The organism is Novosphingobium lentum NBRC 107847, from assembly GCF_001590965.1.
Taxonomy (GTDB): domain Bacteria; phylum Pseudomonadota; class Alphaproteobacteria; order Sphingomonadales; family Sphingomonadaceae; genus Novosphingobium; species Novosphingobium lentum.
The window spans coordinates 43,915-69,213 of sequence record NZ_BCTW01000017.1 but is presented as its reverse complement, the minus strand read 5'-3'; the positions used below and the strand labels follow the sequence as shown (position 1 = coordinate 69,213).

The following is a 25,299-nucleotide window of genomic DNA, read 5'->3' as shown; positions in this document are numbered from 1 at the left end:
TTATCCGATCCGCTGCAGCAAGGTCTGCACGATGTGCGCCGCCAGCCGTTGCGGCTGGGCCGCGACCGCCGGATCGACCGTCACCGATAGCCCGGCGTGGTCCGCGTCGAGTCCCGCGCCGGCGAGGCCTTCGGCGATGCCCAGCGCCAGTTCGCGCGCCGCCACGGCATCCATGCCGGGCAGGTCGAGGATCAGGCGGTCGATCGTCACACCGGTTGTCGCGCCGTTTGCCACATCGGTCATCGCCCGTCCCCTTCGCGCAGGGACACCGGCAGCTTGTCGTGGTTCTTGCCCAGTTCGCGCCGCGCGGCATGGAGGATGTGGTCCATGCCGATGCGCCGGCCCTCGGCGCGGGCAAGGAACGCCGCCGACAGCGCCGTGTTCTTGATCGCCGCGCCGGTCATGTTCAGGCGCTCGGCGAGCAGCGCCCAGTCGATCGCCTCGAGCAGCGCCTCGCCCGATGGCGAGGTTTCGCGCAACGCCCGGCGCCACAGGATCAGGCGATCCTCCGGGCGCGGCGGCAGGAAATCGACGATGAAGCGCAGGCGGCGCACGAACGCCTCGTCGATCTCGTCGCGCCGGTTGGTGGCGAGGATGGCGATGCCGTCGTACGTCTCGATCCGCTGCAGCAGGTAGTTCGTCTCGATATTGGCAAAGCGGTCGTGCGCGTCCTTGACCTGCATCCGCCCGCCGAACAGCGCGTCGGCCTCGTCGAAGAACAGCAGCGCGCCCGAATCCTCGCACGCGTCGAACACCTCGCGCAGCTTCTTCTCGGTCTCCCCGACGTACTTGTTGACCACGCCGGCCAGATCCACGCGGTACAGTTCCAGCCCCAGCGACCGCGCGATGACTTGCGCCGCCATGGTCTTGCCGGTGCCGCTCGGCCCGCCGAACAGCGCTGCGATTCCGGTCCCCAAGTGCGCAAGGCGGCCAAAGCCCCACTCGTCGTAGACGCTCCACCGCAGGCGTACCTGATCGGCGAATTCGCGCAGTTGCCGCGACACGTCGGGGGGCAGGACCAGGTCATCCCAGTCGTAAGGGCAGGCCAGCCGCGCGAGCAGGTTGTGGTCGGGCCGGGTGACGGAGCGCGCTGGCGCCGCGGGCCCGCTGCCGGCGCGTGCCAGCCGCGCAATTTCCGCCGGGACCAGCCGGTGCGATGCGATCACGGCGGGCGAGGGGCCGTCGTCCAGGCTCCCCCACAGCGCCTGCCGCTGATCCAGCGTCAGCGGCGCCAGCGCGATGGCCGTCTCGCTCGCGGTGGCGATGCGCGTGCCGCGCAGGAATTCGACGCCCAACTCGCGCGCGCGCGCCCAGTCGGCGGCGGGAACCGCCTCGGCATCGCGGAAATACACCAGCGCGCCGTTGGACCGGGCGTGCCGCAACACCCGCGTGACGGCATCGAACGGGGTGAGGTGCCGCGCGATCAGGCTGTTCGTGTTGGCGACCAGCAGCGGCTGGCGGCGCGACGCGGCAAAGCTCGCCGCCAGCGTCTGTCGCCCGATCCCGATGGGGCCAGTCAGTTCGACGTGGGTCAGATCGTTCGCCCGCTGCAGCAGCGCCAGAGCGGCGGGTTGCAGGGCGAGAGCGGACGCCACGGCCTCGGAGCCGACCAGTTCGACCGCGCCGTCAATTTCGGGGTCGCGCCACTCGCCGTCAGTGAGCGCGAACAGGACCGCCGGATCGATCCGCCATGCGGAAGTCAGTGCGTGCGGCGGCGCGCCATCGACCGGCGCGGCCAACCGCCAGCGCAGGATGTTGCGCGCGGGCCAGGTGCGGGTGTGGCGGCCCGCCAGCCTGATCGACAGTGCGGGCGTGGGCAGCACCAGCCGGCTGTCGTCGTGGAGATAGGCGATCACGCGCTGCAGGCCCGGATCGGCCTCGACCGCGACCAGCAGCGCGAGGAAGTCGGCCTCGTCATCGTCGAGCGCGAAGGCGGCGCGCAGCCCGGCCCACGCCGGATCGCGGGCGAGGGCGGCGCCCGTGCGCGCCGCAGACTGGTGCAGCGCGACCATCGCGGGGTCGGCTGCGGCAAACGCCACGTCTCCCGCAAGGCCCTCTTCGCCCGCCAGCAGCCACGCGACTTCGCCGGCGGTGATCGCCAGCCCCTGATCGGGGCTCGACCGCCCGGCCTCCCACGCGCGCTCCATCAGCCGCGCCAGCCGCCGCGCGCGCTGGCGCACCAGCAGCAGGATCAGGTCGAGCGTCGCGCCGGGGTTCGGAGCCAGCCGGGCCGCCGGTTCGACGCGCAAGGTGGTCACGCCGGTCATACCGTCACCACCGGGCCGGGCACGCACGGCACGCCGTTTACGGTGACCTCTGGCGCATAAGTGCCGGGGGGCGGAGCGGCGGGATGCGGGAAAGCGATCGTGGTCGGCGTGATCGTGGCCGACGCCGTGATGTCGACGCCGCCCAGTACCACCCGCGTGGAACCCGGTGCGAACCCGGCGCCATGGAGCGTGTAGGGGCCGTTTGCAGGACCGGTGACGTTGTCGAGCCGGGCGGAGATAGCCAGCGGAATGCGGTTGCTGCGCGGCTTGCCCGCAGGGGGCGGATTGCGCCCGACAGACAGGCGATACATCCCCGGCGGCGGCAACTGGGTCAGCACCGCGCCATTGGCCGGGGCAGCCGCGAGGTAGCTGGCCGGCAGGACCAGTTCGAGCAGGCCGGCATCGGTGACCGGCTTGCGCCAGCCGACGCCCAGCCGCCACTCGCTCGCCCCGTTGGGCGTCGACAGGAACACTTGCGCGGCGTCGGCGCGGTCGAGGCCCGCACCGCGCACGACCACATTGCTGTTCGCGCCCGGACCGCTCGCCACCGCGACCAGCTCTCCGCCCGAAACCTGCTCGACCGACGGATCGGCCGCTGCCGGAAACGGCGCGAACGCCAGGTTCATCGCGGCATACAGCGCAATCGGATCGCCGGCGTTGGGCAACGGCCCGACCGCGATGTTCGCACTGGCGGGTGGCCGCGACACGGTGGGGCGCGGCGCGACAGGCGCGATGAACACGACGCCCACCTTGACCACGCACGACAGCCGCATCGGCACGGTGAACGCCTGCCACAGGCGGCTCATTTCCTCGATCGTGTCAGCCTCGACCGAGATCGTGAACTCTTCATCGACCGCGCCTGCGGTCAGATGGCGGTAGATCGGGTTGCTGTGGATGTACTGCAGCGCCGCCGACATCGCCCGCTGCTCCTGGTCATAACGCGCATCGGCCCACGCGCTGAGGAGGTAGTAGAGGTTGAGGCTGAGCGGCTGCGCCTTGTTGAGCTGCGGTCGCGGCCCGGCGACGGGCGTGTTGCGCCAGCTCGGGTCGCGCGCGACGTGCATCAGGTAGAACGACAGCTGGCACGGCTGCTTGCGCGACGTCTCGGGGCTCGACCGGCTGACGTTGACGGTAAACGCGCCGCCCACCGCCGCCTGCACCGCCGCATCGATCTTGTCGTGGAGAACGTCGGTGATCGAGGTGATGTCGGGTGTGCTCCAGGCCATCGCGGTCAACCTTGCGCCAGGCCGAAGCGCGACGTGTACGAGCGCGACAGGGGAGCGGATGGAACCGGTGCTGTGGGTGCGACCATCGTCGGGACCGGAGGCACGGGCGCTGGCGGCGGCTGCGACACGCGGATTTCGATCGCGCCGATATGCAGGCGCGGCGGCGCGGGCTTGGCGATCGACGGGGCCGGCGGGGGCTGCCGTTCATGCACATCGCGACCGGGTTGGAGCAGGGCGGCATCCACCGATGGAAGTCGCCGCTGGGGCAGGGCGACCGCCGTGGCGGCAGGTGGGTCTGGCGCTGCGCCGGTTGTGCCGGGTTCGGGCTGGGCCCGCGACAGCGGTTCCGGTTTGGCCGTCCATCCGGCGGTCGCATCGCCGGATGCAGCGACTGCCTCCATAGGCACCGCTATTTGCCCCGTCCTGCTGGCGCTGCTTAAAGGTGGCGTATCGGTCGTTGCGCGGGACGTCGGTAACGGCGTCGTGGGCACTGCCTTTGCATCGCTGCGCGCAGCACGAACGGTTTCGGCGTGGCGCGGCAATGCGGCGGCAGTGGCATCGGGAGCAGTCGGCGGTGCGTCTCTGGCCGTGATCGTGGACGGCCCCTGAGCCAAGGACACGGCATCTCCGGCGCGGACGGCGATCGCCGCCGACGGTTCGGTCTGCGCCGCCGAAGGCAGCGGGCGGGACAGGGCGTTGGCCGGCTGGCGCGCCTCGTCCGGCGCGGCGCGCGGGGCAGACCAGACCACCGCATCGCCAGCCGTCAGGGGCTGGGCAAGACGGCCAAGGTAACTCGACCGGGCAGGATGGGTTCGGGTGGCCATGCGTCAGGCCGCCTGCCGGATACGCTCGGCATAGGCGCGACGCCGTCGCCGTGGCAGTTGCAGGATGTCCGCCTCGGGCCAGTGATAGGCGCGGGCGATCAGATCGACCTCGTCGTGCAGGCTGGCGGCATCGCGGACGAATTCGCTCACCACCAGCCGCGCGACATGCAGCGGTGCCGACACGGTGCCGTCGCAGCCGGGACAGGTCCCGACCAGCGGCCGCGAGACTTCGGGCGCCAGGGCTTCCATCGCCCGCTCGATCCGCTTGCGCAGCCGCACCGGCGGCAGCGGTGGGGCAATGCAGCGCTCCAGCAGGGCTTGCAGCGGGTCGGACGAATGCTCCACGGCGGCCTGGTCACCGGCGGTCGGCAGACGGAACTCGACGCCTTCGGAGCGGAACCAGCCGCTGCGGCCCGGAACCGGCTCTACGCCGGGCGGGCGGCGCGAACCGATCCCGTCGAGAAAGTCGGAAATGCGGAACGACACTTCGACCCGCGTTGCGCACTGCGGGCAGGAAAATCCCAGGTCGCAGACGTCACCGATCACCTGTTCACGCAACTGCAGCAGCAGGACTTCGAAATCGGTGACGGTCAGCGCCGACCAGTCGCTGCGATCCGACAGCCGCGACAGCAGCGTCAGCGACCGCGACACCGCCGAGCCGGTCGCTTCGCACAGCGACAACTCATCCGCACCGTTGGGATGTCGCAGGTCCGACGTGAGCCCGCTGACCGGTAACAGGTTCATCGTTCACTGCTCAGTTGGCTCGGCAAGGGACGTGTCCTGTTCCCAGCCTTCGTTTTCGAGCTTGATATGCTCCAGCGCGATGGCGTTGGCGCCCGCGTCCAGATCGGGCAGCGCCTGATATTCGGACACCCAGCAACGGTGGACGAAAAAGCGCCAGACCGGCTGGCCTTCCTCGTTCAGCAGATCGATCCGCACTTCGCGCCGCAGGTTCTTCAGCGAAGTCTTGGGCGATCCCTTGTCGAGCACTTGCGAGGCGTTGGCCCACTCGACGAAGTCCTGGTCCTGCGTCAGCCCGCGCTCGAGCGTGATCGCATCGTACTTCGTGCGCCCCAGCCCCTTGAGGATGACGGGGTTGCCGCCCTCCTTGTACTCGATCACGTCGCTCGATCGCTTCAGTCCGCCGACTTTACTGACCGCCGCGACGGGTGATGTCGAGGTGCCGAAATAGACGAGGAACCGGTACGTCTTGTACGGATCGTAGCGGTTGATGTTGACGGTGAACGGCTTGCCCATGACGCCCTCTTTCTAGCTTGCGGCCTGGCCGGCGAGTTGCGCGATCTGGATGATCACGAATTCCGCCGGCTTGAGGGGCGCGAACGCCACGACGATGTTGACGATGCCCTTGAGCTGGTCGTCCGATGTGGTGGTGCTGGCATCGCACTTGACCTGGAAGGCCTGGCTGGGCGAGGCGCCCTGCAACGCGCCCTGCTTGAACAGCGACAGCATGAACCCTTCGATCGAGCTGCGGATCGCGGACCACAGCGGCTCGTCGTTGGGTTCGAACACCACCCATTTGAGGTTGGCGAGCAGCGTCTGCTCGATGAACAGCGTCATCCGCCGCACCGGCACGTACATCGACTGCGCGAACGCGGTGTTGTTGGCCACGATCGTGCGTGCGCCCCACACCACGGTGCCGATCCCGGCAAAACTGCGCAGGCAGTTGACCGAATCGAGGTTGAGAACGCCCTGCTGCGGATCGTTCATGATGCCGCTGGCCACCGGCCCGGTGGTGTTGAGAACCGTGGTGGCCAGGCCGGCAGGCGCCTTCCACACGCCGCGGCTGGCATCGGTGCGGGCATAGATCCCGGCCACGAACCCGCTCGGCGCCATCGGCGTGGACTTGCCGGTCACCGGGTCGGTCGAATTGAGGTAGGGGAAATACAGCGCGGCGTTCTGGCTGCGCGGGATCGACAGGCCGTTCTTCCCCTCCATCCAGTCCCCGATCGGCGCGGGGGTGCCGATGCCAACCGCCGGGGCCTGCGGTGGTGGATCGATGATCGCGAACGCGCGCTTGCGCTCGGCAAAGGCCATCGCGGCGCTGACCACCGCATTGTCGGCCACGCCGGGGATCAGCAGCAGGTTGAACACCTCGATATTGTCGAGCGGCCCGTTCTCGGCAAACGCGGCAAGGAAATCGGCCGCGATGAACGACGTGGACAGCGGATTGGCCGGCAGCGGGTTCAGCGCGAACGTGGGCTGGGTGACGGCCGCCGGGAACGGGGCGCCCCAGTTGGCGCCGGTCGGGCTCAGCCTGACCAGTGTCGATGCACCGTTGACCGCCGCGAAGTCAGTGGTGCCGACCGCCGCCGGCAGCACCAGCCCGCGATAGGTTTCGACCCGCGATCCATACGTGACCACCAGGTCGAACATCGTGCGTGTCGAGGTTGCCGGATCGTTGCGGATGTTGATCACGTTCACCGTCATCGCCACGACGTCGGTGGGTTCCAGCGCGGTGAAGGTGATGCCGCCGCCGCCGGTGGTGGCAAGGTTCCCCGTCACGACCGTGCCGCCCGCGCCGCCCAGCCGGATCGTGGTGGCGGCTGAATCGACGAACCCCGGCCGCAGCCCGCAGACGTAGGCGGTCGAACCGCCGTTGAGGAAAAACTGGTACACCGCGCGGGGCAGCGCGGCGTCAGTGATCCCGCTGGAGAACAGCCCGCCGAAATACTTCTCATAGTCGCTGAAGCTGAACAGCTCGACCACCGGGGTCAGCCCGTTCGCGTCGAACCCCGGGTTCTTGTAGGGGTGGACATAGCCGACGAACGCCGCAACCGAGGTCGGTGCGGGCACGATGGCGTGCGAATTCGACGGAATTTCCTGGATGTAGAGGCCAGGATAGCTGGGCGTGACGGACATGAAGGAACCTCGATGTCTGCGACGCGCCGGGCGCGTCCAGGAGGGCAGTCAATGGCAGGATCGAACGTCGGGAGGGGCGATCGAAAGTCAGGGAGACGGCGCGGACAGGATCCCGCGCTTCAGCAGGTCGGCAAGCAGCAGGGGGAGTAACTTGGAATCTTTCGTGCCAAGTTTCTTGGCCTTGACCGGCGGCCAGTCCGATGGATCGATCACACCTTTCGAATCGAATTTCAAAACCGCCAGCGGTATTTGAAATTGTGAGCCCACCGTGTTGGCGTCTTCACTCAGGAAGGTGACCGGGGACAAGCCGATAACTGGAGTCGCCGCCATATGTATTTCCTCTGGACCCGCTGGGCCGAGGGCAAGATTATGGCGTCGCCAAAATTGCGACAATAGATCGGAGGATATAGAAAGGATCGAGAGGCAGGATGTAGATCGCTGGCGGGCGCCTTGCCGTACAGGGCCGACGGGGGCCGAAACGGCAGATTTCCGCGCAATTACCGGGCTGGTTCAGTCATCGCCCGGAGCTCGAGGCGAACGCCCGGAACCGCCTTGCCCGGTGAATTAGCGCCATTGCGTACTGGATTGGCGACGAGCCGCAGGTGTCGGCGCGCGGATCAAGCCGGGCAAACGCCATCCGACAGCCGATCGGGCCCATTCTTTCGGCGGTTCGACCGCAGAGCGGTCAAACCGTGTCGCGGTTGCGCGCGGGTGCAGGGCGGAACGCCGCTTCGCCCGGGTCGAACGACTGCCGGGACGCGACCATTCGTGCGGCCACTTGTGCGCGGTTGGTCAGGTTCAACTTGCCGAGGATATTGTGCACATGCGACTTGGTGGTGCCGACGCTGATATTGAGCTGCCGTGCAATATCCTTGTTGGTCAGGCCCGCACTGATGCAGCGATAGATCGTCTGCTCGCGCGGGGTCAGTTCGGCCAGCGCCGCGCCATTGTGCAGATCGCTGCGCTTGCCCAGCCGCCCCATCCGCCGCAATAGCCCGCCGACCACGCGCGACGAGCATGATTGCCCGCCCCACCGGATTTGCCGCAGCAGGCGGGGCAATTCGTCCATCGATGCGGTATCGGCGACATAGCCGGCGATGCCCGCTTCGGCCCAGTCGAGGATATTGTCTTCCGATTCCTCCAGCCCCACCGCAACGATCTGCGCGGCGCCGGCAGCTTCGCTCAACCGGGCGGCCGCCGTGGCGCCGCCGGCGAACGCCGCATCGAGCAGGATCATGTCCGGGCCCAGGTTTTCCATGGATTTCAGCGCGAGGTCGAGCGTGGCGCAATCGCCCACAACCTGGATGCTGGCATCATGGTGCAACGATTTTTCGATACATTCGCGCACCAGGCAAACCTGCGAAACGATCACAGCCTGGATGCAGGTGTCCGGAATTTCGGCGGTCGCTGCGCGGCTGGAATACATGGGTTTGGCCTTCTTGAATCGCATTTTATAAATAAAATCGATTTACAGTTCAGACATCGTTTTGATTGACGATTTAATTCGTAATCTGACTGCGACCAAATTTTCGCCACGACTGAAATAAATATGCAATTTTCAGTTCAATACGCCGGCGCGATTATCGCTTGCCTTTGCGGCCTTGCGTTCGTGTAATAGCTAGCGCCCCATTCATCCAACGGTATGCCCACTTCGGGGCCTTGTCAAAGGGTACTGTTGGGTATCGTTAATACCGTCGCTCCATCCAGTAAAATAAACGCTTGTACTACAGCACCTTGTTTTCTTTACATGGCGATCCGCACGACCCTGTGCGCGACTTCGGGTTTGCGGCGACTCACCCTCCGCGGCGATCGCACCGCACCCGCAACGGCGGACAACCCGGTTGCAGTCTTTGCCGCCAACGGCCGGTCCTGCATGCGCCAATCGGTCGTCCGTGCACGTTGCATGGTAGACCGAGTATCGCTTCGCCAATCCGCCAAAGCCGCTTATAGCCGGAACATGACCGCGCCCGAAACACCGCCCGCCATCACGCAGCCGACCCGGATGGTCGATGACCCATCGCATCCGGAAAGCGCGGGCAGGCAGGCGCTGAACTTCCTGGTCTTTCTGGTGAAGGTGATGGCGATGCTCGGCGGCCTGGCCGCGTTTGGGTTCGTAATCTTCCTGCTGCGCCGATCGCTCGGCTGACCGCGACGGCGGAACCGATCCTGCCCACAACGCTTGTGAGGATCGGAAAGGTGATCCTGACATGGCGGCACGGGCATATTGGCAGGGGCAGATCAGGCTGGCGCTGGTGTCGATCCCGGTGGAAATCTACGCCGCGACCAAGTCCGGCGCATCGATCGCGTTCCGCCAGATCCACGAACCCAGCGGCAAGCCGATCAATTACGAGAAGGTCGTGACCGGCATCGGCCCGGTCGACCGCGACGAGATCGTCAAGGGTTACGAGGTTTCGAAGAACAACTATGTACTGCTGACCGATCAGGAGATCGAGGCGGTCAAGATCGAGAGCAAGAAGACGCTCGAACTCGTCCAGTTCGTCGATGCGCACGAGATCGACGTGCTGTACTTCGAAAAGCCGTACTACGTCGTCCCGGCCGACGATCTGGCGGAAGACGCTTTCGTCGTGCTGCGCGAGGCGCTGCGCAGCAAGAAAAAGGTCGCGCTGGGGCAACTGTCGATCCGCGGACGCGAACAGCTGGTATCGCTCAAGCCGTGCGACCGGGGCATCGTCATGGAAACGCTGCGTTATGAGGACGAGGTTCGCGGCGCGCGCAGCTATTTCGCCGACATTCCCGACACCACGCCCGATCAGGAACTGCTCGATCTTGCAGGAACGCTGATCGACAAGAAAAGCGCGCCGTTCGATCCGGGCGAATTTCACGATCGCTATGTCGATGCGCTCAAAGGACTGGTCGAGAAGAAGGCCAAGGCGCGCGGCAAGACCATTCTTGAGGATGCCGACGAACCGGCGACCAAGGGCGGGTCCAACGTCATCGACCTGATGGCCGCGCTCAAGCAGTCGGTCGGCGGCAAGGACAAGTCCGCGCCCACCGCCAAGGCATCCGCGACCAAGCCACCGGCGACCAAGGCTGGAGCCCGGAAACCTGCGACCAAAAAGCGCGCCTGACATGGCACGCGCCGACAGCCTTGCCGAATACAACCGCAAGCGCGACTTCGCCAAGACCGCCGAACCGGCGGGCAAGCCTGCCAGCAGCGCAACCGGCAACCGCTTCATCGTCCAGAAGCACGATGCCACCCGCCTGCACTGGGATTTCCGGATCGAAGCCGACGGCGTGCTCAAGTCGTGGGCGGTGGCCAAGGGGCCCAGCCCCGATCCCGAAATCAAGCGGCTGGCGGTGCGGACCGAGGACCATCCGCTGTCCTATGCCGACTTCGAGGGTACGATCCCCAAGGGCGAGTATGGCGGGGGATCGGTGATGCTGTGGGACAAGGGCACGTGGCAGCCGGTCGCCAGCAAAAGCTGGAAGGATATTGACAAGGGCCACCTCCACTTCACGCTCGATGGCGAGCGGATGAAGGGTGAATGGATCCTGATCCGGCTGAAGCCACGCCCCGGCGAAAAGCGCGAAAACTGGCTGCTGCGCAAGGTCGAGGATGCGTTCGCGCAACCCGGCGATCCGCTGGTCGAACATGCGCTCAGCAGCGTGCTGACCGGCCGGACGATGGCCGAGATCGAAGGTGACGAGGGTGGCGCGCATTCGCTGGCGGGCAAGAAGGGCGATGCCTTTGCCACCGAGATGCAGCGCGCCGCCCGGCACAATCGTGCCAAGGCCAAGACCCCCGCCAAAACCAAGCCAAAATCCAACGCCAAGCCGCCCGCGTTTCGCCCGCCGCAACTGGCCACGCTGGTCGATGCGGTCCCGGCGGGCAACCGCTGGATGCACGAGATCAAGTTCGACGGGTATCGCGCGCTGATCGCCGCTGCCGGGTCCGACGTGCGCGTCTATACCCGCAGCGGCAAGGATTGGACCGACAAGTTCGCGCCGCTGGTCGCCGCGTTCGCCGCGCTTGATCTGCCGCCATGCCTGATCGACGGCGAGATCGTTGCCTATGGTTCGGACGGCAACCCCGATTTTTCGAGCCTGCAAGCCGTGCTGAAGCGCGGGCACGGATCGCAAACGGACAGCGACAGGCTCAGCTTCCACGCGTTCGATTTGCTCGAGGCCGATGGCGCGGACCTTGCTGGCTTGCCCAATATCGAGCGCAAGGAGCGGCTGGAGGCGCTGCTGAAACATGCCTCCCCGCCGATCCACGTCGCGGACCACGTCATCGGCGCGGGCGAGACGCTGTACCGCGCGATGTGCGACGCCGGGCAGGAAGGGATCATCGCCAAGGCGATCGACGCGCCCTATCATGGGCGCCGGACCACGGCGTGGGTCAAGGTCAAGTGCACCCGCCGGCAGGAATTCGTGATCATCGGGTGGAAGGCGTCGAGCGCCAAAGGGCGGCCGTTCTCGTCGCTGCTGCTCGCGCAGAACGAGGGCGGGACGCTGGTCTACAAGGGCAACGTCGGCACCGGCTTCACCCAGGACAGCATGGCTGAGCTTGCCGCGCGGTTTGCTAGGCTGGCGCGCGATGCCGCGCCCGCAGAGGTGGACCGGACGAGCAGCCGCGGCGTGACCTGGCTCGACCCCAGCCTGGTCGCCGAAGTCGCGTTCGCCGAGTTTACTGGAGACGGCAACGTCCGCCACGGCAGCTTCCTGGGCCTGCGCGGCGACAAACCCGCCGCTTCGGTCGAACCGGAAACGCCGCAACCGGTGCCCGTCGCCGCCGACACGGTGACGATCACCAGCCGCGAGCGGGTGATCTTTCCCGACAGCGGCCAGACCAAGGGCGATCTGGCCGATTACTATGCCGCCATCGCGCCGCTGATGCTGCCGTTCGCGGCGGGCCGGCCGATCAGCCTCGTTCGCTGTCCGCAAGGACGCGGCAAGAAGTGCTTTTTCCAGAAGCACGACAGCGGCGCGTTCGGCCCCGACGTGCACCGCGTGCCGATCGCGGAAAAAGACGGCGGCGCCGAAGACTACCTCTACATCGACAGCACCACCGGACTGCTGGCCTGTGTGCAGATGGGGACGATCGAGTTCCACGGCTGGGAGGCGCGCAACGCCGATGTCGAGGCGCCGGACAAGCTGATCTTCGATCTCGATCCCGACGAGGGTTACGATTTTGCCGGTGTCAGGCAGGCGGCGACCGACATTCACGATCGTCTCGCCGACCTGGGTCTTGCCAGCTATGCCATGCTGTCGGGCGGCAAGGGGGTGCATGTGGTGGTGCCGCTTACCCCCGGCCATTCGTGGGCGGTGCACAAGGACTTTGCGCGGCGCTTTGCCGAGGCGATGGCGCTGGCCGAACCCGACCGTTTCGTCGCGACGATGAGCAAGGCCAAGCGCAAGGGCAAGATCTTCATCGACTGGCTGCGCAACCAGCGCGGCAGCACCGCCGTGCTGCCCTATTCCGCCCGCGCGCGCGAAGGTGCGCCGGTCGCCGTGCCGATCGCGTGGAGCGAGCTGAAGGACATGACAGACGCGCACCCGTTTTCGATTTCGGACGCGCCAAAACTGCTCGACCGCGCCGCAACCAAAGCGCTTGCGGGATGGGGATTTGCCGAACAGCGCCTGCCGGACCTTTGACATATCGGGACGAACCGTGCCGCTCGTACGGTGCATTGGCGGCCCGAATCCGTCCGTCCGAACACAGGCACGGACGGGCATAATCGCGTTGTGGCGCAGGCGTCGCTGGGCTTGTGGGATGGCTCTGTCGCCAAAAAAAGGAAATCCGCATGTCCCCAGCTCTGTCGAAACTTGCGCCCGCCATGCTCATTCTGGCCGGCTCTCTGGGATTGGGCGGCTGCGCCACCAAGGGGTATGTGAACAGCCAGATCGCGGCGGTGAACCAGCGCATCGATGGCATCGACGCCCGCTTGCAGACCACCGACGGCACCGCCAAGTCGGCCCTCGCCGAAGCGCAGGCCGCGTCGGGCCAGGCGCAGAACAACGGCCAGCGCATCGACCAGCTCAACGCCCGCGTCGACGGCATCGACCAGAAGCTGCTGCAGAAGCGCCGCCCGCGTAACTGACGGGGTTGCCGTGCCTGCAGCATTGCGGTTTGCCGAAGCGTCGGCCCCTGTCCGAGACGTCCGTGTCGAGGATTAGGGCCGCGCGCCGTCGTGGGCCGCTGATCTACGCGTTGCTGGCGCTGGCAGGGCTGGCGCTGGCAGCGCTTGTGCTCGGCACGCCGATGCCCGCGCTGGCGGCGGCCAACGTCAAGCACGTCACACACAAGCCGGCCAGTGACGATCCGGCCAAGGCGAAGCCCGACGTCGCCGCGCTGGAACTGCCGGTTCCGCCGGAAGCCGCTGCCGCGCCGCCCGGTGATGCCGGTCTGTCAGAGGCCGCGACGCGCGTGGCCGACTGGATCGCCACGTCGCGCGACAACGGCGCGCTGCCCTATCTCATCATCGACAAGCAGGCGGCGACGCTGTTCCTGTTCGATGCGCAGGGCAAGCCGCTGGGGCACACGCCGGTGCTGGTCGGCATCGCCATCGGCGACGATGCCACCCCGGGCGTCGGCCACAAGACCCTGGCCGAGCTTGGTCCTGCGGAAAAGACCACGCCCGCCGGTCGGTTCATCGCGCGCTACGGGTCGGCGGCGGGCGGCCACCGGGTGTTGTGGGTCGACTACGGCACGTCGGTGGCGCTCCACCCGATGCCCAGGGGCACCGTCCGGGAGCATCGCCGCGCCAGAATGCTGTCGCCCACGCCCGACGACAACCGCATCACCTTCGGCTGCATCAACGTGCCCGCCCGGTTCTATGCCACGCGCATCAGCACATCGATCAGGCGCAAGGGCGCGGTCGTGTACATCCTGCCCGACATCAAGCCGCTCGAGGTCGTGTTCCCCCGGCTGCGCGTCCAGCCATTCGTGGTCCGCGCCGCGTCCTGATTACGGCACCACCGGCAGCATCACCGCGCTCGGCGTCGCCCCGCCGAAGCCGACCTGCATCGTCGCGGCCTTGTAGTCCGCCGGCTTGGCCAGGAAGATGTTGGGCACGAATGTCTGCGGGTTGCGGTCGTAGAGCGGGAACAGGCTCGATTGCACCTGCACCGCGATGCGGTGGCCCGGCAGGAACACGTGATCGACGTTTGGCAGCTTGAACCGGAACCGGTTGAACTTGCCCGGGGTGAGCGGTTCAGGGTGCGCGAAGCTCTTGAGATAACGCCCGCGGAAGATTTCGATGCCGATCGGCAGCTCATACCCCGCCATCGATGGCTTGGCGCCTTGCGAGGCGGCCTCGGGCACGTCGTCGGGATAGACGTCGATCAGCTTGACCACGACATCGGCATCGCTGCCGCTGGTCGCGATGAACACATCGACGCCGGGCGCGCCCATGATGTGCACCGGCTTGTCGAGCACCGCGCCGGTGAACGTGGCGAGGTCGGGCCGCCCGCTGACGAAACGCTGGTCGCGCACCAGCCACGGCTTCCACTGCGTGGCATCGCTCATGTCGATCGGGCGCGGCAGGAACGGCACCGGGTTGGCCGGGTCCGAAAGCCATGACGCCGCGCCGCTCTTGACCGGCAGCGCAAAGCCCGCGCCGTGATCGGCACCGAGGTAGTACGGCGTCGGCGTGCCCATCGGCCAGCGCGGCGATTGCTCCCACTTGTCGATGCCGGTGGCATAAGTGATCGCAGCCGGCGGCTGCGGATCGGGCGCGCCCTTCAGCCAGTGATCGAGGAACGGCTTGACCCAGTCGCGCCGCCACTGCGCGGCGGTGTCGCCGGCGAACGTCAGCGCGCCCAGATCATAGCCGTAATGGTTGGCGCCCGAATGGCGCCACGGCCCGATCACCAGCGTCAGCGGCGCCTGGCCGGGGTTGTCCTTCAGCGCGTTGTACACCGCCGGCGCGCCATAGCTGTCTTCCTGGTCCCATTGCCCCAGTTCGAGCATCGTCGGCACGGTGAGGGTGCGCGCCGCCATCAGCTTGTCCACCGCCTGCAGCGACCAGAACTCGGTGTAGGCCGGGTTTTCGATCAGCTTGCGCACGAACGGCACGTTCTCGACGCCGTATTTCTTCGCGTAATCGCCCGCTGATCCCGCTGCGAGGTAGCGGGTGTAATCGTCGCCAGCGCCGTGAGGGATCGCCGCGCCAGCATCGGCCTTGCCGGTGCTCTGCTCCAGCGCATAGTCGAACCCACTGACGCGGAAGGCGCCGTTGTGGAACCAGTCGTCGCCCATCCAGCCATCGACCATCGGGCTTTCGGGCACGGCCGCCTTCAACGCGGGATGCGGGTTGATCTCGGCCATCAGGCTGGTGAAGCCGAGGTATGACGATCCGATGATCCCGACTTTGCCGTTCGATTCGGGCACGTTCTTCACCAGCCAGTCGATGGTGTCGTACGCGTCGGTCGATTCGTCGATGCCGGTGGGATTGAGCGGGCCCGACAGCGGGCGGTTCATGACGAACTGCCCTTCGGACCGGTGCAGCCCGCGAATGTCCTGGTAGACGCGGATGTAGCCATCCTCGACGAACGGCGCGTCCATCGCCGGGATGGTGTCGACCAGTCGCAGGCTTTTGGTGCGGGTGACGTCGCCATGCGCGTCATACGGCGATCGCCACAGCAGGATCGGGCCGTTGGCGGTGCCCTTCTTCATCACGATCGCGGTGTACAGCTTGGTCCCGTCGCGCATCGGCACCATCACCTCGCGGCGGATGAAGTCGGCGTCGGGCAGCACGGGGTCGTAGGCGTCGACCACGTCGGGCGTCATCGGGGTTACCGGCGCTGCAATGGCGGGAGCGGCGGGTGCCGCAACAGCCGGGGTGGAAAGCGCCGCCGTTGCGAGCAGCAGCGTGGCGATGAAAGGGTGCGGGGGTGTGGTCATGACGGGCTTTGTTGACCAAATAGCGCGACCACTCAAGCGGTTGCGTGCTGCTGCCCGATGGCCCCGGCATCCGCCGGGGCCATCGGGCCGGTGCAGCCAGCGTGTCGCGGCGGGCGAGCGCTCAGAAGCGCACGCCCACGGTCACGTTCCACGTGCGCGGGTCGCCGTAGTAGGCGGTCTGGATGTTGCCGACCGAGCTGAACTCCTGCCCGTCGGTCTTGTACAGTTCGTTGCCCACGTTCTTGACCGAGCCGCGCAAGTAGAACCGCGCGAAATCGACCTGCGCATACAGGTTGCCGATGAAATAGCCCGGCTCGGTCAGGCCCGGGCGGTTGTCGACCGACAGGTACTGCTTGTCGATGAAGCGCACGTCGCCGCCCAGCGTCAGCCCGGCGGACCCCAGCGGGATACGGTAGTCGGCGCCGACGCGCATCGTCAGCGGCGGCGCGAACGCGGGCTTGCAGGTGATGGCGTTGCCGGTCGGGTTGCAGCTGAACGCCGCCCCGCCCACAGGCGGAAGCCGGCGCGGATCGTCGAACTGCTTGTACTTGGCGTTAAGGTAGCCGACCGTCCCGGTCAGCGTCAGCGCGTCGGTCGGGCGCACCGCGGCCTCGAATTCGAAGCCGGCGATCCGCAGCTTGCCCGCGTTGAGCACGGGGAAGCTGCCGCCAAGCCCGACGTTGGTGCCGTTGCCGACGCGCGCCTGGAAGTCGCGGTAGTCGGAATAGAACGCGGCCGCCGACAGGCGCACGCGGCCGTTCAGGAAGCTGCCTTTGGCGCCGGCTTCGTACGTCCACACTTTTTCGGGCTTGAAGTTGGGAACCACGGTGGTGACGCCGTTGACCGTGACCGAGATGTCGCCGTTGGAATTGACGCGGCCGTTGAACCCGCCCGACTTGAAGCCGCGGCTGGCCGAGGCATACAGCAGCGTGTCGGGCGTGGGCTTGAACGCCAGGCTCGCCATCGGCGTCCACGCGTCGTAGCTGACCTTGCCGATGCCGGTGAACGGCGCTGGCAGGTTCTCGGGGAAGCAGTATTTGATCGCGTTGAGCAGGCCCAGGTTCGATGCCGTGGTCGTGCAGCGGTGGTAGTTCTTGTCCTCGCGCGTGTAGCGCAGGCCGCCGGTGAGCGAGAGACGATCGGTCAGCTCGTAGGTCAGCTGGCCGAACGCGGCATAGCTCTTGGTGTTCTGCTGGTCATCGATAAAGCGGGTGAAGGTGACCGGCGCCGCACCGAACTTGAACAGGTCGTTGGCATAGGCTTCCTGGTGCGAATTGACCTGCTCGTTGAGGTAATAAAGCCCGACCACGCCCTTCAGCTTGTCCGAGCTGTACTTGAGCTGCAGTTCCTGGCTGAACTGGTGCTGGCGGGTGCCCACGAACACGTCGCCGAGCTGGAACTGGGTGGCGTCGATATCGATGAAGAAGTCGGTCTTGAGCCGGCGGTAGGCGGTGATCGAGGTCAGTTGCAGCGCGTCCGACAGGTCGAGGTTGATCGTGCCCGACACGCCCCAGTGATCGAGCTTCTGGCCCTGGCCGGGCGCGAGGCTGGTCGAAGCCTGATAGTTGTACGGGCCATAGGGGTTGGCGGGCGACAGCACAGTCGCGCCGGTGGCGAAGTTGGTCTGCACCAGCGGCGCGGTCAGGTAGCCCAGCGTCGCGGCGTTGCGCTGGCGGGTGTAGTCACCCGCGATCAGCACCTCGACCGTGTCCGATGGCCTGGCGCGCAGGATCGCGCGGCCCGAGAGGTTGTCGCGGTCGTTGTACTTGCGGCCGGTGCGCGGATCGGTGACGATCCCGTCGCGCGTGTCATAGACCCCGGCGAGCGACAGCGCGAGCTTGTCGGCCACCAGCGGTGCGGAGACATAGGCTTTGCCGGTCAGTTCGTTGAAGCGGCCGTAGGTGAAACTGGCCTCGCCTTTCAGCGTGGTGAGGTCGGGCTTCTTGGACACCACGTTGACCGCGCCGCCGATGGTGTTCTTGCCGTAAAGCGTGCCTTGCGGGCCGCGCAGCACTTCGACCCGCTCGACATCGAACAGGTTGAGCAGCGCGCCCTGGATGCGGCTGAGGTAGACCCCGTCAACATAGACGCCGACCGCCGGATCGAACGTCTGCAGCGCATCGGGCTGGCCGATGCCGCGGATGAAGAAGTTGGCCGAACTGGCAGAGCCGCGGCCCTGCACGATGTTGACGTTGGGGATGGCGCCCTGAACGCCCGACAGGTCCTTGGCCCCGGCACGCTCCAGCGCATCGGAGTTGAGCGCGGTGATCGCGATCGGCACATCGACCAGCCGTTCCTCGCGTTTGCGCGCGATGACCAGGATTTCGCCGTTGGCGTCGATCGAGGCGCTGTCACGTGTGTCGGCCGGGGCGGGCGCGCCTTGCGCAAACGCGGGAACGGCGGTCAGCGCGACAAGCGCGGTGGAGGCGGCAAGCACGCCGCGGGCGAACGAACGGGTCATGGATTTCAGGCTCCCTCTTGCGGACCGGTGTCCGTCTGGGAGTCGTGTTATTGAAACATGAACCGACTTTCAACTTTGGATTGTCGCCGCGCTGAAATAGCGTTACGCACGTTGCACGACGGCAACACGACCACGCGGATGGCCTGCAGCAATGGCCGGTGCAGGGGCGGCAAGCCGGTAGAGCGACGGGGAGCACGGATGATGGCGCAGGGCAGCACGGCTGCGCAGGGACCGGCGAGCCCCGGCAAGACGCCGCGCACGGCGCGCGGTCGCGAAACGTTGCGTCGGCTGCTCGATGCCGCCGCTGCCGAATTCGGCGAGAGCGGGTTCCACGACGCTTCGATCAGCGGCATCACCCGGCGCGCGGGCACGGCGCTGGGCAGCTTCTATACCTATTTCGATTCCAAGGACGCGATCTTCATGGCGCTGGTGCGCGACATGTCGAGCCGCGTCGCGTCGGCCAGCCGCGCCGCAATTCGCGAAGGCAGCACCGGGCTGACGCTGGAGCGCGAGGCGTTCACCGGTTTCCTGGCCTTCGTGCGCGAGCACAAGGAAGTCTACCGCATCATCGACGAGGCTGAATTCGCCAATCCGGCCAGCTATCGTACGCATTACGAGGCGATCGCGGCGCTGATTACGGCGCGGCTCGAGGCGGGGGCGGCGCAGGGCCTGCTGCGCCCCGGCGACGCCGAAGTGCGTGCGTGGGCGCTGATGGGGATGAACGTGTTCCTGGGCTTGCGCTATGGCGTGTGGGACGGCGAACGCCCGATCGAGGACATCGCCGCCGTGGCCGGGGACATGCTGGGGAACGGACTGGCCGTCGGACCCCGGTAGCGCGCAAGTGTGGCGCAGCCCTTGCGGGAATCGGCTAAAGAACATATCAAGAACAAATGCGAGTCGCGTTCCCCTCCTTCCCCGCAAACACCCCGGCAGGGGGGCTGGAAAATCGTGGGCAGGCCACCGGCAGGCCCCCTTGGGCGACGGGGATCGCGCATGTCGACACTGCCCTGGGCGGGGGTTTCGCCCACGGCCGGATCCATGAATTCTATGCCGCCGAACCCGATGACGTGGCCGCCGCCGCCGGCTTTGTCGCCACGCTGGCGATCGGCACCACCGGCAACGCGCGGCCTGTCGTGTGGCTGCGGCCCCGGCAGGCGGTGCGGGCTGGCGGGGTGATGCAGGGGGCGGGCTGGGCCGAACTGGGCGGCGCGCCCGAAACCTGCCTGTTCGTGCTGGGCGAGGATACGAAGAGCTTGCTGCGCGCGGGCGTGGATGCGCTGCGCAGCGGCGGGTTCGGCGTGGTCGTGATCGAAGGCTGGGGCGCGATGCGCGAACTGGACCTGACTGCCAGCCGCCGCTTGTCGCTGGCGGCCGAACGATCGGGCACGCTGCTGTTGCTGCTGCGCACCGGCGCCGAACCCGCGCCGAGCGCGGCGGAAACGCGCTGGTCGGTGGCGTCGGCCCCGTCGCAGGCGCTGGCCGCCAACGCGCCGGGCGCGCCGACGTTCGATATCGAATTGTTGCGCCGGAAATCGGGCCTGTCGGGCCTGCGCTGGCGGCTGGAGTGGAACCGTGACCAATGTACGTTCCGGGACGCGGCAGTATCTGGCGCTGTGGTTCCCGTTCCTTTGCGCCGACCGGCTGCGGATGCAGGAGCCGGACCGCTGCGCCGCGCCGGCTGAGGCTGCGGGCGATGGCGCTGCGGGCGATGCTCCGCTGGCGTTCGTCACCAAGGTCCGGAACGCGCCACGGCTGGCGGCGGTCGATGCACGCGCGCTGGCGCTGGGGATCGTTCCCGGCCTGACGCTGGCCGATGCGCGCGCGCGCCAGCCCGATCTGGTCGCGGTGGGCATGGACGAAAGCGCCGACCGCCACTGGCTGGACGATCTGGCGCGGCAGTGCATGGACTTTTCGCCGCTGGTGTCGCTGGCGCGGCCCGACGGGATCACGATCGACATCACCGGCGTCGCGCACCTGTTCGGCAGCGCGGAGCGGCTGGCCGAAGCCGTCGAGGACCGGCTGGCGCAAGCCGGCATGACGCTGCGCCGCGCGATCGCCGCCACCGCCGATGCCGCGCAGGCGCTGGCGCGCCATGCTTGTGCGTCGGATGATGCAGATGAACGCACCGCGATCCGCGCGCTGCCGGTGGAGGCGCTGGGGCTCGATCCGCTGGCAACCGTGGGGTTGCAGCGCGCCGGGCTGAAGACGGTGGGCGACGTCGCGGTGCGCCCTGCCGCGAGCATCGCCGCGCGGTTCGGTGCGGGGGCGGTCGCCGCGCTGCACGGCCTGACCGGCGATGCCGGCGGCAGCGCGCCGCGTCCGCTCGTGACGCTGGCACCGCGCGTGCCGCTGCGCTTCGAACGCCGCTTTGCCGAGCCGGTGACCCATCAGGACACGATCGCGCGAACGCTGCTCGACCTGCTGCACGAAGCGGCGGCGGCGCTGGCAGGGCGCGCGCTGGGCGGGCGCGGGTTTCGGCTGATGCTGTTCCGCAGCGATGGCGCGAAACGCCGGCTCGACATCGCGACATCCGCACCCACGCGCGATCCGGCGCTGGTGCTGCGCCTGTTCGATGAACGGATCGCCACGCTCGCCGATCCGCTCGACCCCGGCTTCGGGTACGACAGCATGACGCTGACGGTGCGCGTGGCCGAGCCGCTCGAGGCGCTGCAGCCTGCGCTGGACTGCGGCGGGAGCGGTGAAGCCGGGCCGGATGCGGATGCCGTGCTGGCCGAGCTGATCGACCGGCTGAGCACGCGGCTGGGCCCCGATTGCCTGCGCCGCCTGGCCCCGCGCGCCAGCCACATCCCCGAGCAGGGGCAACTCGCGCTGCCTGCGATCCACGGCGGTGCTCCGCTACGCTGGCCCGCGCCGCCGCCGGGCGAACCGCCGATGCGCCCGCTGTTCCTGTTCGATCCGCCGCAGCCGGTGGAGGTGATCGCGGCGGTGCCCGATGGGCCGCCGCACCGCTTTCGCTGGCGGCGCAAGTCGCACGAGGTGCGGCTGTACGAAGGGCCCGAGCGGATCGCCGCCGAATGGTGGAAGCATCGCGGCGGCGAGCATGACGGCAAAGGCAGCCTCACCCGCGACTATTACCGGATCGAGGATGTGCGCGGCCGTCGTTACTGGCTGTTCCGCCACGGCCTGTACGATGAAAAGCCTGATCCGCGCTGGTATCTGCATGGGCTGTTCGCGTGACCGCCGCGCCGCACACCCGCTTTGCCGAACTGGCGGCGGCGACCGGGTATTCGTTCCTGCGCGGGGCCTCGCATCCGGGCGAGATGGTGCAGCGCGCGCATGCGCTGGGCATGGCGGGCATCGGCATCGCCGATCGCAACACCGTGGCGGGCGTGGTGCGTGCGCACGTTGCCTGGCGCGATCTGGCGCCCGATCCCGCCGATCCGGGCAGTCCCGGCAGGGCGGACGGCAAGAGGGACGGGGGCTTCCGGCTGGTGGTCGGCGCGCGGCTGGTGTTTGCCGACGGCACGCCCGACATCATCGCCTACCCGGCCACGCGCCACGGCTGGGGACGGCTGACGCGGCTGCTGACGCTGGGCAACCGCCGCGCCCAAAAGGGCGAATGCCTGCTCCACCTGCCCGACCTGCTCGATCATGCCGAAGCCTTGCTGCTGATCGCGACGGGCGGAGACGCGGCTCTCCTGGGCATTCTGGCCGATGCCCGCCCCGATGCCGTCTGGCTGGCGGCGACGATGCCCCGCGCCGGGGCCGATGCGCGGCGGCTGGCGGGGCTGCAGGCGCTCGGCGCGGAAACCGGCGTGCCGCTGCTCGCGGTCAACGATGCGCTGTATGCCCGGCCCGAAGCGCGCGCGCTGCACGATATCATGACCTGCATCCGCGAAGGCACGACCATCCACGACGCCGGCAGGCGGCTGCTCGCCAATGCCGAGCGGTATCTGAAGGCGCCCGACGAAATGGCCCGCCTGTTCCGCGCCTGCCCGCAGGCGGTCGCGGCTTCCGGTGATCTGCTGTCGCGCATCGTCTTCACGCTCGACGACTTGCGCTACGAATATCCGCACGAGCCGGTGCCAGAGGGCTGGGATCCGCAAGGCTGGCTGGAACATCTGGTGATGACGGCGGCGCAGGCGCGTTTCCCCGATGGCCTGCCCGCCGAGTGGGACCGGACCATCCGCGACGAACTGGGGCTGATCCGCTCGCGCGGTTACGCGTGCTATTTCCTGACCGTGCACGATGTGGTGGCGTATGCGCGCCGCCTCGATCCGCCGATCCTGTGCCAGGGGCGCGGATCGGCGGCCAATTCGGTGGTGTGCTACCTTTTGGGCATCACTTCGGTCGATCCGGTGGCCAACACGCTGCTGTTCTCGCGGTTCATGTCGGAAGAACGCAACGAACCGCCCGATATCGACGTCGATTTCGAGCATGAGCGGCGCGAGGAGGTGATGCAGTACATCTACGGCCGCTATGGCCGCGAACGCGCCGGGATCGCCGCCACCGTGATCCACTACCGCCCGCGCAGCACGATCCGCGAAGTGGGCAAGGCGCTGGGGCTGACCGAAGACATCACCGCGCGGCTGGCGGGGACGATCTGGGGCCACTGGGGCGACGATGTTCCCGATACGCGCGTGAGCGAGGCCGGTTTCGATCCCGCCAATCCCGAGATCGCGCGGCTGCGCGAACTGGTGGGGCAGCTGCTCGACATGCCTCGCCACCTGTCGCAGCACGTCGGCGGCTTCGTGCTAACCGAGGGGCGGCTGGACGAACTGGTGCCGATCCACAACGCCGCCATGCCCGATCGCACGTTCATCGAATGGGACAAGGACGATATCGACGCGCTGGGGCTGATGAAAGTCGATGTGCTGGCGCTGGGCATGCTCACCTGCATCCGCAAAAGCTTCGAACTGATGCGGCTGCACGGGCTAGGCGAGCATGACCTGCAGCGCGTGCCGGTAGAGGATCCGGCGGTCTATGCCATGCTGCGCAAAGGCGACAGCATCGGCACGTTCCAGGTCGAAAGCCGCGCGCAGATCAACATGCTGCCGCGGATGAAGCCGACCAAGCTTTACGATCTGGTGATCCAGGTGGCGATCGTCCGCCCCGGCCCGATCCAGGGCGGGATGGTGCATCCGTACTTGCGCCGGCGCAGCGGCGAGGAAGTGGTGGTGTATCCGTCTCCCGCGCCGCCGCACGATCCCAACGAACTGCGCGATGTGCTGAGCAAGACGCTGGGCGTGCCCTTGTTTCAGGAACAGGCGATGAAGCTGGCGATGGTCGCCGCCGAATTCACCCCCGCGCAAGCCGATGGGCTGCGCCGCGCGATGGCCACGTTCCGCAACGTCGGCACGATGCACCGCTATCAGGAACAGATGATCGGGGGGATGGTGGCGCGCGGCTACCGGCTCGATTTCGCCGAACGGTGCTTCGAACAGATCAAGGGCTTCGGCGAATACGGCTTTCCCGAAAGCCATGCGCAGGCGTTTGCGTGGCTGGCGTATATCTCGTCATGGCTGAAATGCCGCCAGCCGGCGGTGTTCACCTGCGCGCTGCTCAATTCGCAGCCGATGGGGTTTTATGCCCCGGCGCAGCTGGTCCGCGATGCGCTCGAGCACGGGGTGGAGGTGCGGCCGGTCGATGTGGGCGCCAGCGCGTGGGACAGCGTGCTCGAGCCGGGTTCAGACGATGGCGGGGCGCTGGCGATCCGCCTGGGTCTGCGCCAGATCAACCGGTTCCGCCAGGACTGGGCGAACGCGGTCGCCGCCGCGCGGACAACCGGACCGTTCGCCTCGATCGAGGATGTCGCCCATCGCGCGGCGCTGCCGCCCGCCGCCTTGCGCATGCTGGCCGATGCAGATGCGTTCAGCTCGCTCGGGCTGGGCCGACGCGAAAGCCTGTGGGAAGCACGGCGCACCCCGTCGGACCAGTTGCCGCTGTTCGCCTTTGCCGATGCGGCGGAACTGGGCCGCGAGCCCGACGCCGCGCTGCCCGCGATGGCTTTGTCCGAGGAAGTGGTCACCGATTACCAGACGCTGCGGCTGTCGCTCAAAGCGCACCCGATGCAGTTCCTGCGCGCCGCGCTGGCGGGCGAGGGCGTGCTGAGCTGCGCCGAAACCAACGCCACCCCCGATGGCCGCAAGGTCCGCACCGCCGGGGTGGTGCTGATCCGCCAGCGGCCGGGCAAGGGCAACGCGGTGTTCATCACGATCGAGGATGAGACCGGCATCGTCAACGCGCTGCTGTGGGCGCGCGACATGGAACGGCAGCGCAACGTGGTGATGGCGTCGCGGCTGATGCTGATCGAGGGCGAGATCCAGCGCAGCAACGAAGGCGTCGTCCACCTGATGGCCGCGCGCATCATCGACCGCACCGCGATGCTGGACCGGCTGGCAGAAGGGCAGGGCGCGGGGGGGCAGGTGGAGCCGCCATTGCTGGTTCCGCCGCTGTCCCGCGCCGACGAGGTCGGGTCGCCCGGCGCGCTACCCCCGCGCCCCACCCGCCACGGCCACCCGCGCAACGTCCGGATCCTGCCAAGATCGCGCGATTTTCATTGAACGGCAGGTTGAGCATCGTGCGGTCAATCAAAACCGCTCATGCTGAGGAGCCGTTGAGCTTGTCGAAATGGCGTCTCGAAGCACAGACCGGTAGTTCGGGGCAGTGGTTCGAGACGGGTGTTCGACGAGCTCAGCCCCTCCTCACCATGAGCGGGGGATTCAGATATCGCGCATCATGTTCAAACCACCCACCCCTCATCGCAAACGCCGCCCGGATCATCCCGTCACACCCGCATTTTGCTGCGCTGCAG

Annotated in this window: 20 protein-coding genes; 9 read left to right on the top strand and 11 right to left on the bottom strand. The window is 67.6% G+C overall.

Annotation, left to right across the window (positions count from 1 at the left end; genetic code table 11):
• The 9 genes from NL2_RS15195 to NL2_RS15160 form a co-directional block, all read right to left on the bottom strand.
• A complete protein-coding gene (locus NL2_RS15195; RefSeq protein WP_068076537.1) occupies nucleotides 1–243 on the bottom strand; it encodes a hypothetical protein in 243 nt (80 codons plus the stop codon).
• Entirely contained in the window at nucleotides 240–2,267 is a 2,028-nt protein-coding gene (locus NL2_RS15190; protein WP_068076536.1) for an ATP-binding protein, read from the bottom strand. The genes NL2_RS15195 and NL2_RS15190 overlap by 4 nt, the downstream gene beginning before the upstream one ends.
• Nucleotides 2,264–3,493 (bottom strand): Pvc16 family protein, encoded by a 1,230-nt coding sequence (locus NL2_RS15185; protein ID WP_068076535.1) that lies wholly within the window; start codon nucleotides 3,491–3,493, stop codon nucleotides 2,264–2,266. The genes NL2_RS15190 and NL2_RS15185 overlap by 4 nt, the downstream gene beginning before the upstream one ends.
• A gap of 5 nt (nucleotides 3,494–3,498) precedes the next feature.
• Complete coding sequence (locus tag NL2_RS21235; RefSeq protein WP_157083197.1) at nucleotides 3,499–4,317, bottom strand: hypothetical protein; 819 nt, start codon at nucleotides 4,315–4,317, stop codon at nucleotides 3,499–3,501.
• Nucleotides 4,318–4,320: 3 nt separating this feature from the next.
• Nucleotides 4,321–5,061, bottom strand: coding sequence for a T4 family baseplate hub assembly chaperone (locus NL2_RS15175; protein ID WP_068076533.1), 741 nt, complete (start codon nucleotides 5,059–5,061; stop codon nucleotides 4,321–4,323).
• A 3-nt stretch (nucleotides 5,062–5,064) separates the two neighbouring features.
• A complete protein-coding gene (locus NL2_RS15170; protein WP_068076532.1) occupies nucleotides 5,065–5,574 on the bottom strand; it encodes a phage tail protein in 510 nt (169 codons plus the stop codon).
• A 12-nt stretch (nucleotides 5,575–5,586) separates the two neighbouring features.
• Nucleotides 5,587–7,197, bottom strand: coding sequence for a phage tail sheath family protein (locus NL2_RS15165; protein ID WP_068076531.1), 1,611 nt, complete (start codon nucleotides 7,195–7,197; stop codon nucleotides 5,587–5,589).
• An 87-nt stretch (nucleotides 7,198–7,284) separates the two neighbouring features.
• On the bottom strand, nucleotides 7,285–7,527 hold the full coding sequence (locus tag NL2_RS21230) for a hypothetical protein (RefSeq protein ID WP_157083196.1): 243 nt from the start codon (nucleotides 7,525–7,527) through the stop codon (nucleotides 7,285–7,287).
• 355 nt (nucleotides 7,528–7,882) lie between these two features.
• Nucleotides 7,883–8,623 (bottom strand): LuxR C-terminal-related transcriptional regulator, encoded by a 741-nt coding sequence (locus NL2_RS15160; protein ID WP_169799522.1) that lies wholly within the window; start codon nucleotides 8,621–8,623, stop codon nucleotides 7,883–7,885.
• Between the two features lie 531 nt (nucleotides 8,624–9,154).
• Between NL2_RS15160 and NL2_RS15155 the strand changes: the two genes are divergently transcribed.
• The 5 genes from NL2_RS15155 to NL2_RS15135 all read left to right on the top strand — a co-directional run bounded on the left by NL2_RS15155 (nucleotide 9,155) and on the right by NL2_RS15135 (nucleotide 14,125).
• Nucleotides 9,155–9,343, top strand: a complete 189-nt coding sequence (locus NL2_RS15155; protein WP_068076529.1) for a hypothetical protein — start codon at nucleotides 9,155–9,157, stop codon at nucleotides 9,341–9,343.
• Between the two features lie 61 nt (nucleotides 9,344–9,404).
• Complete coding sequence (gene ku, locus NL2_RS15150; protein WP_068076528.1) at nucleotides 9,405–10,286, top strand: non-homologous end joining protein Ku; 882 nt, start codon at nucleotides 9,405–9,407, stop codon at nucleotides 10,284–10,286.
• 1 nt (nucleotide 10,287) lies between these two features.
• Nucleotides 10,288–12,813, top strand: a complete 2,526-nt coding sequence (ligD, locus tag NL2_RS15145) for a DNA ligase D (protein ID WP_068076527.1) — start codon at nucleotides 10,288–10,290, stop codon at nucleotides 12,811–12,813.
• Between the two features lie 149 nt (nucleotides 12,814–12,962).
• Nucleotides 12,963–13,259 carry a hypothetical protein gene (locus tag NL2_RS15140; RefSeq protein WP_068076526.1) on the top strand — a complete coding sequence of 99 codons (297 nt, stop codon included), beginning with the start codon at nucleotides 12,963–12,965 and terminating at the stop codon, nucleotides 13,257–13,259.
• Nucleotides 13,260–13,321: 62 nt separating this feature from the next.
• Nucleotides 13,322–14,125: a hypothetical protein gene (locus NL2_RS15135; protein ID WP_245647714.1), complete on the top strand. Its 804-nt coding sequence runs from the start codon at nucleotides 13,322–13,324 to the stop codon at nucleotides 14,123–14,125.
• On the opposite strand, the gene NL2_RS15130 is transcribed toward NL2_RS15135, so the two are convergent.
• Nucleotides 14,126–16,063 (bottom strand): CocE/NonD family hydrolase, encoded by a 1,938-nt coding sequence (locus NL2_RS15130; RefSeq protein ID WP_084356124.1) that lies wholly within the window; start codon nucleotides 16,061–16,063, stop codon nucleotides 14,126–14,128. It abuts the gene before it with no gap.
• 121 nt (nucleotides 16,064–16,184) lie between these two features.
• Entirely contained in the window at nucleotides 16,185–18,524 is a 2,340-nt protein-coding gene (locus NL2_RS15125) for a TonB-dependent receptor (RefSeq protein ID WP_068076525.1), read from the bottom strand.
• Between the two features lie 198 nt (nucleotides 18,525–18,722).
• Between NL2_RS15125 and NL2_RS15120 the strand changes: the two genes are divergently transcribed.
• From NL2_RS15120 to NL2_RS15105, 4 genes are read left to right on the top strand one after another with little or no spacing between them, the layout of a single operon-like run.
• A complete protein-coding gene (locus tag NL2_RS15120; RefSeq protein WP_068076524.1) occupies nucleotides 18,723–19,358 on the top strand; it encodes a TetR/AcrR family transcriptional regulator in 636 nt (211 codons plus the stop codon).
• Between the two features lie 56 nt (nucleotides 19,359–19,414).
• Entirely contained in the window at nucleotides 19,415–20,206 is a 792-nt protein-coding gene (locus NL2_RS15115) for an ImuA family protein (protein WP_068076523.1), read from the top strand.
• Nucleotides 20,097–21,722 (top strand): Y-family DNA polymerase, encoded by a 1,626-nt coding sequence (locus NL2_RS15110; protein ID WP_068076522.1) that lies wholly within the window; start codon nucleotides 20,097–20,099, stop codon nucleotides 21,720–21,722. Before NL2_RS15115 ends, NL2_RS15110 begins: the two co-directional genes overlap by 110 nt.
• The gene (locus NL2_RS15105) at nucleotides 21,719–25,048 is read left to right on the top strand and encodes an error-prone DNA polymerase (RefSeq protein WP_068076521.1); all 3,330 of its coding nucleotides are present in this window, start codon (nucleotides 21,719–21,721) and stop codon (nucleotides 25,046–25,048) included. Before NL2_RS15110 ends, NL2_RS15105 begins: the two co-directional genes overlap by 4 nt.
• Nucleotides 25,049–25,299: the final 251 nt, after the last annotated feature.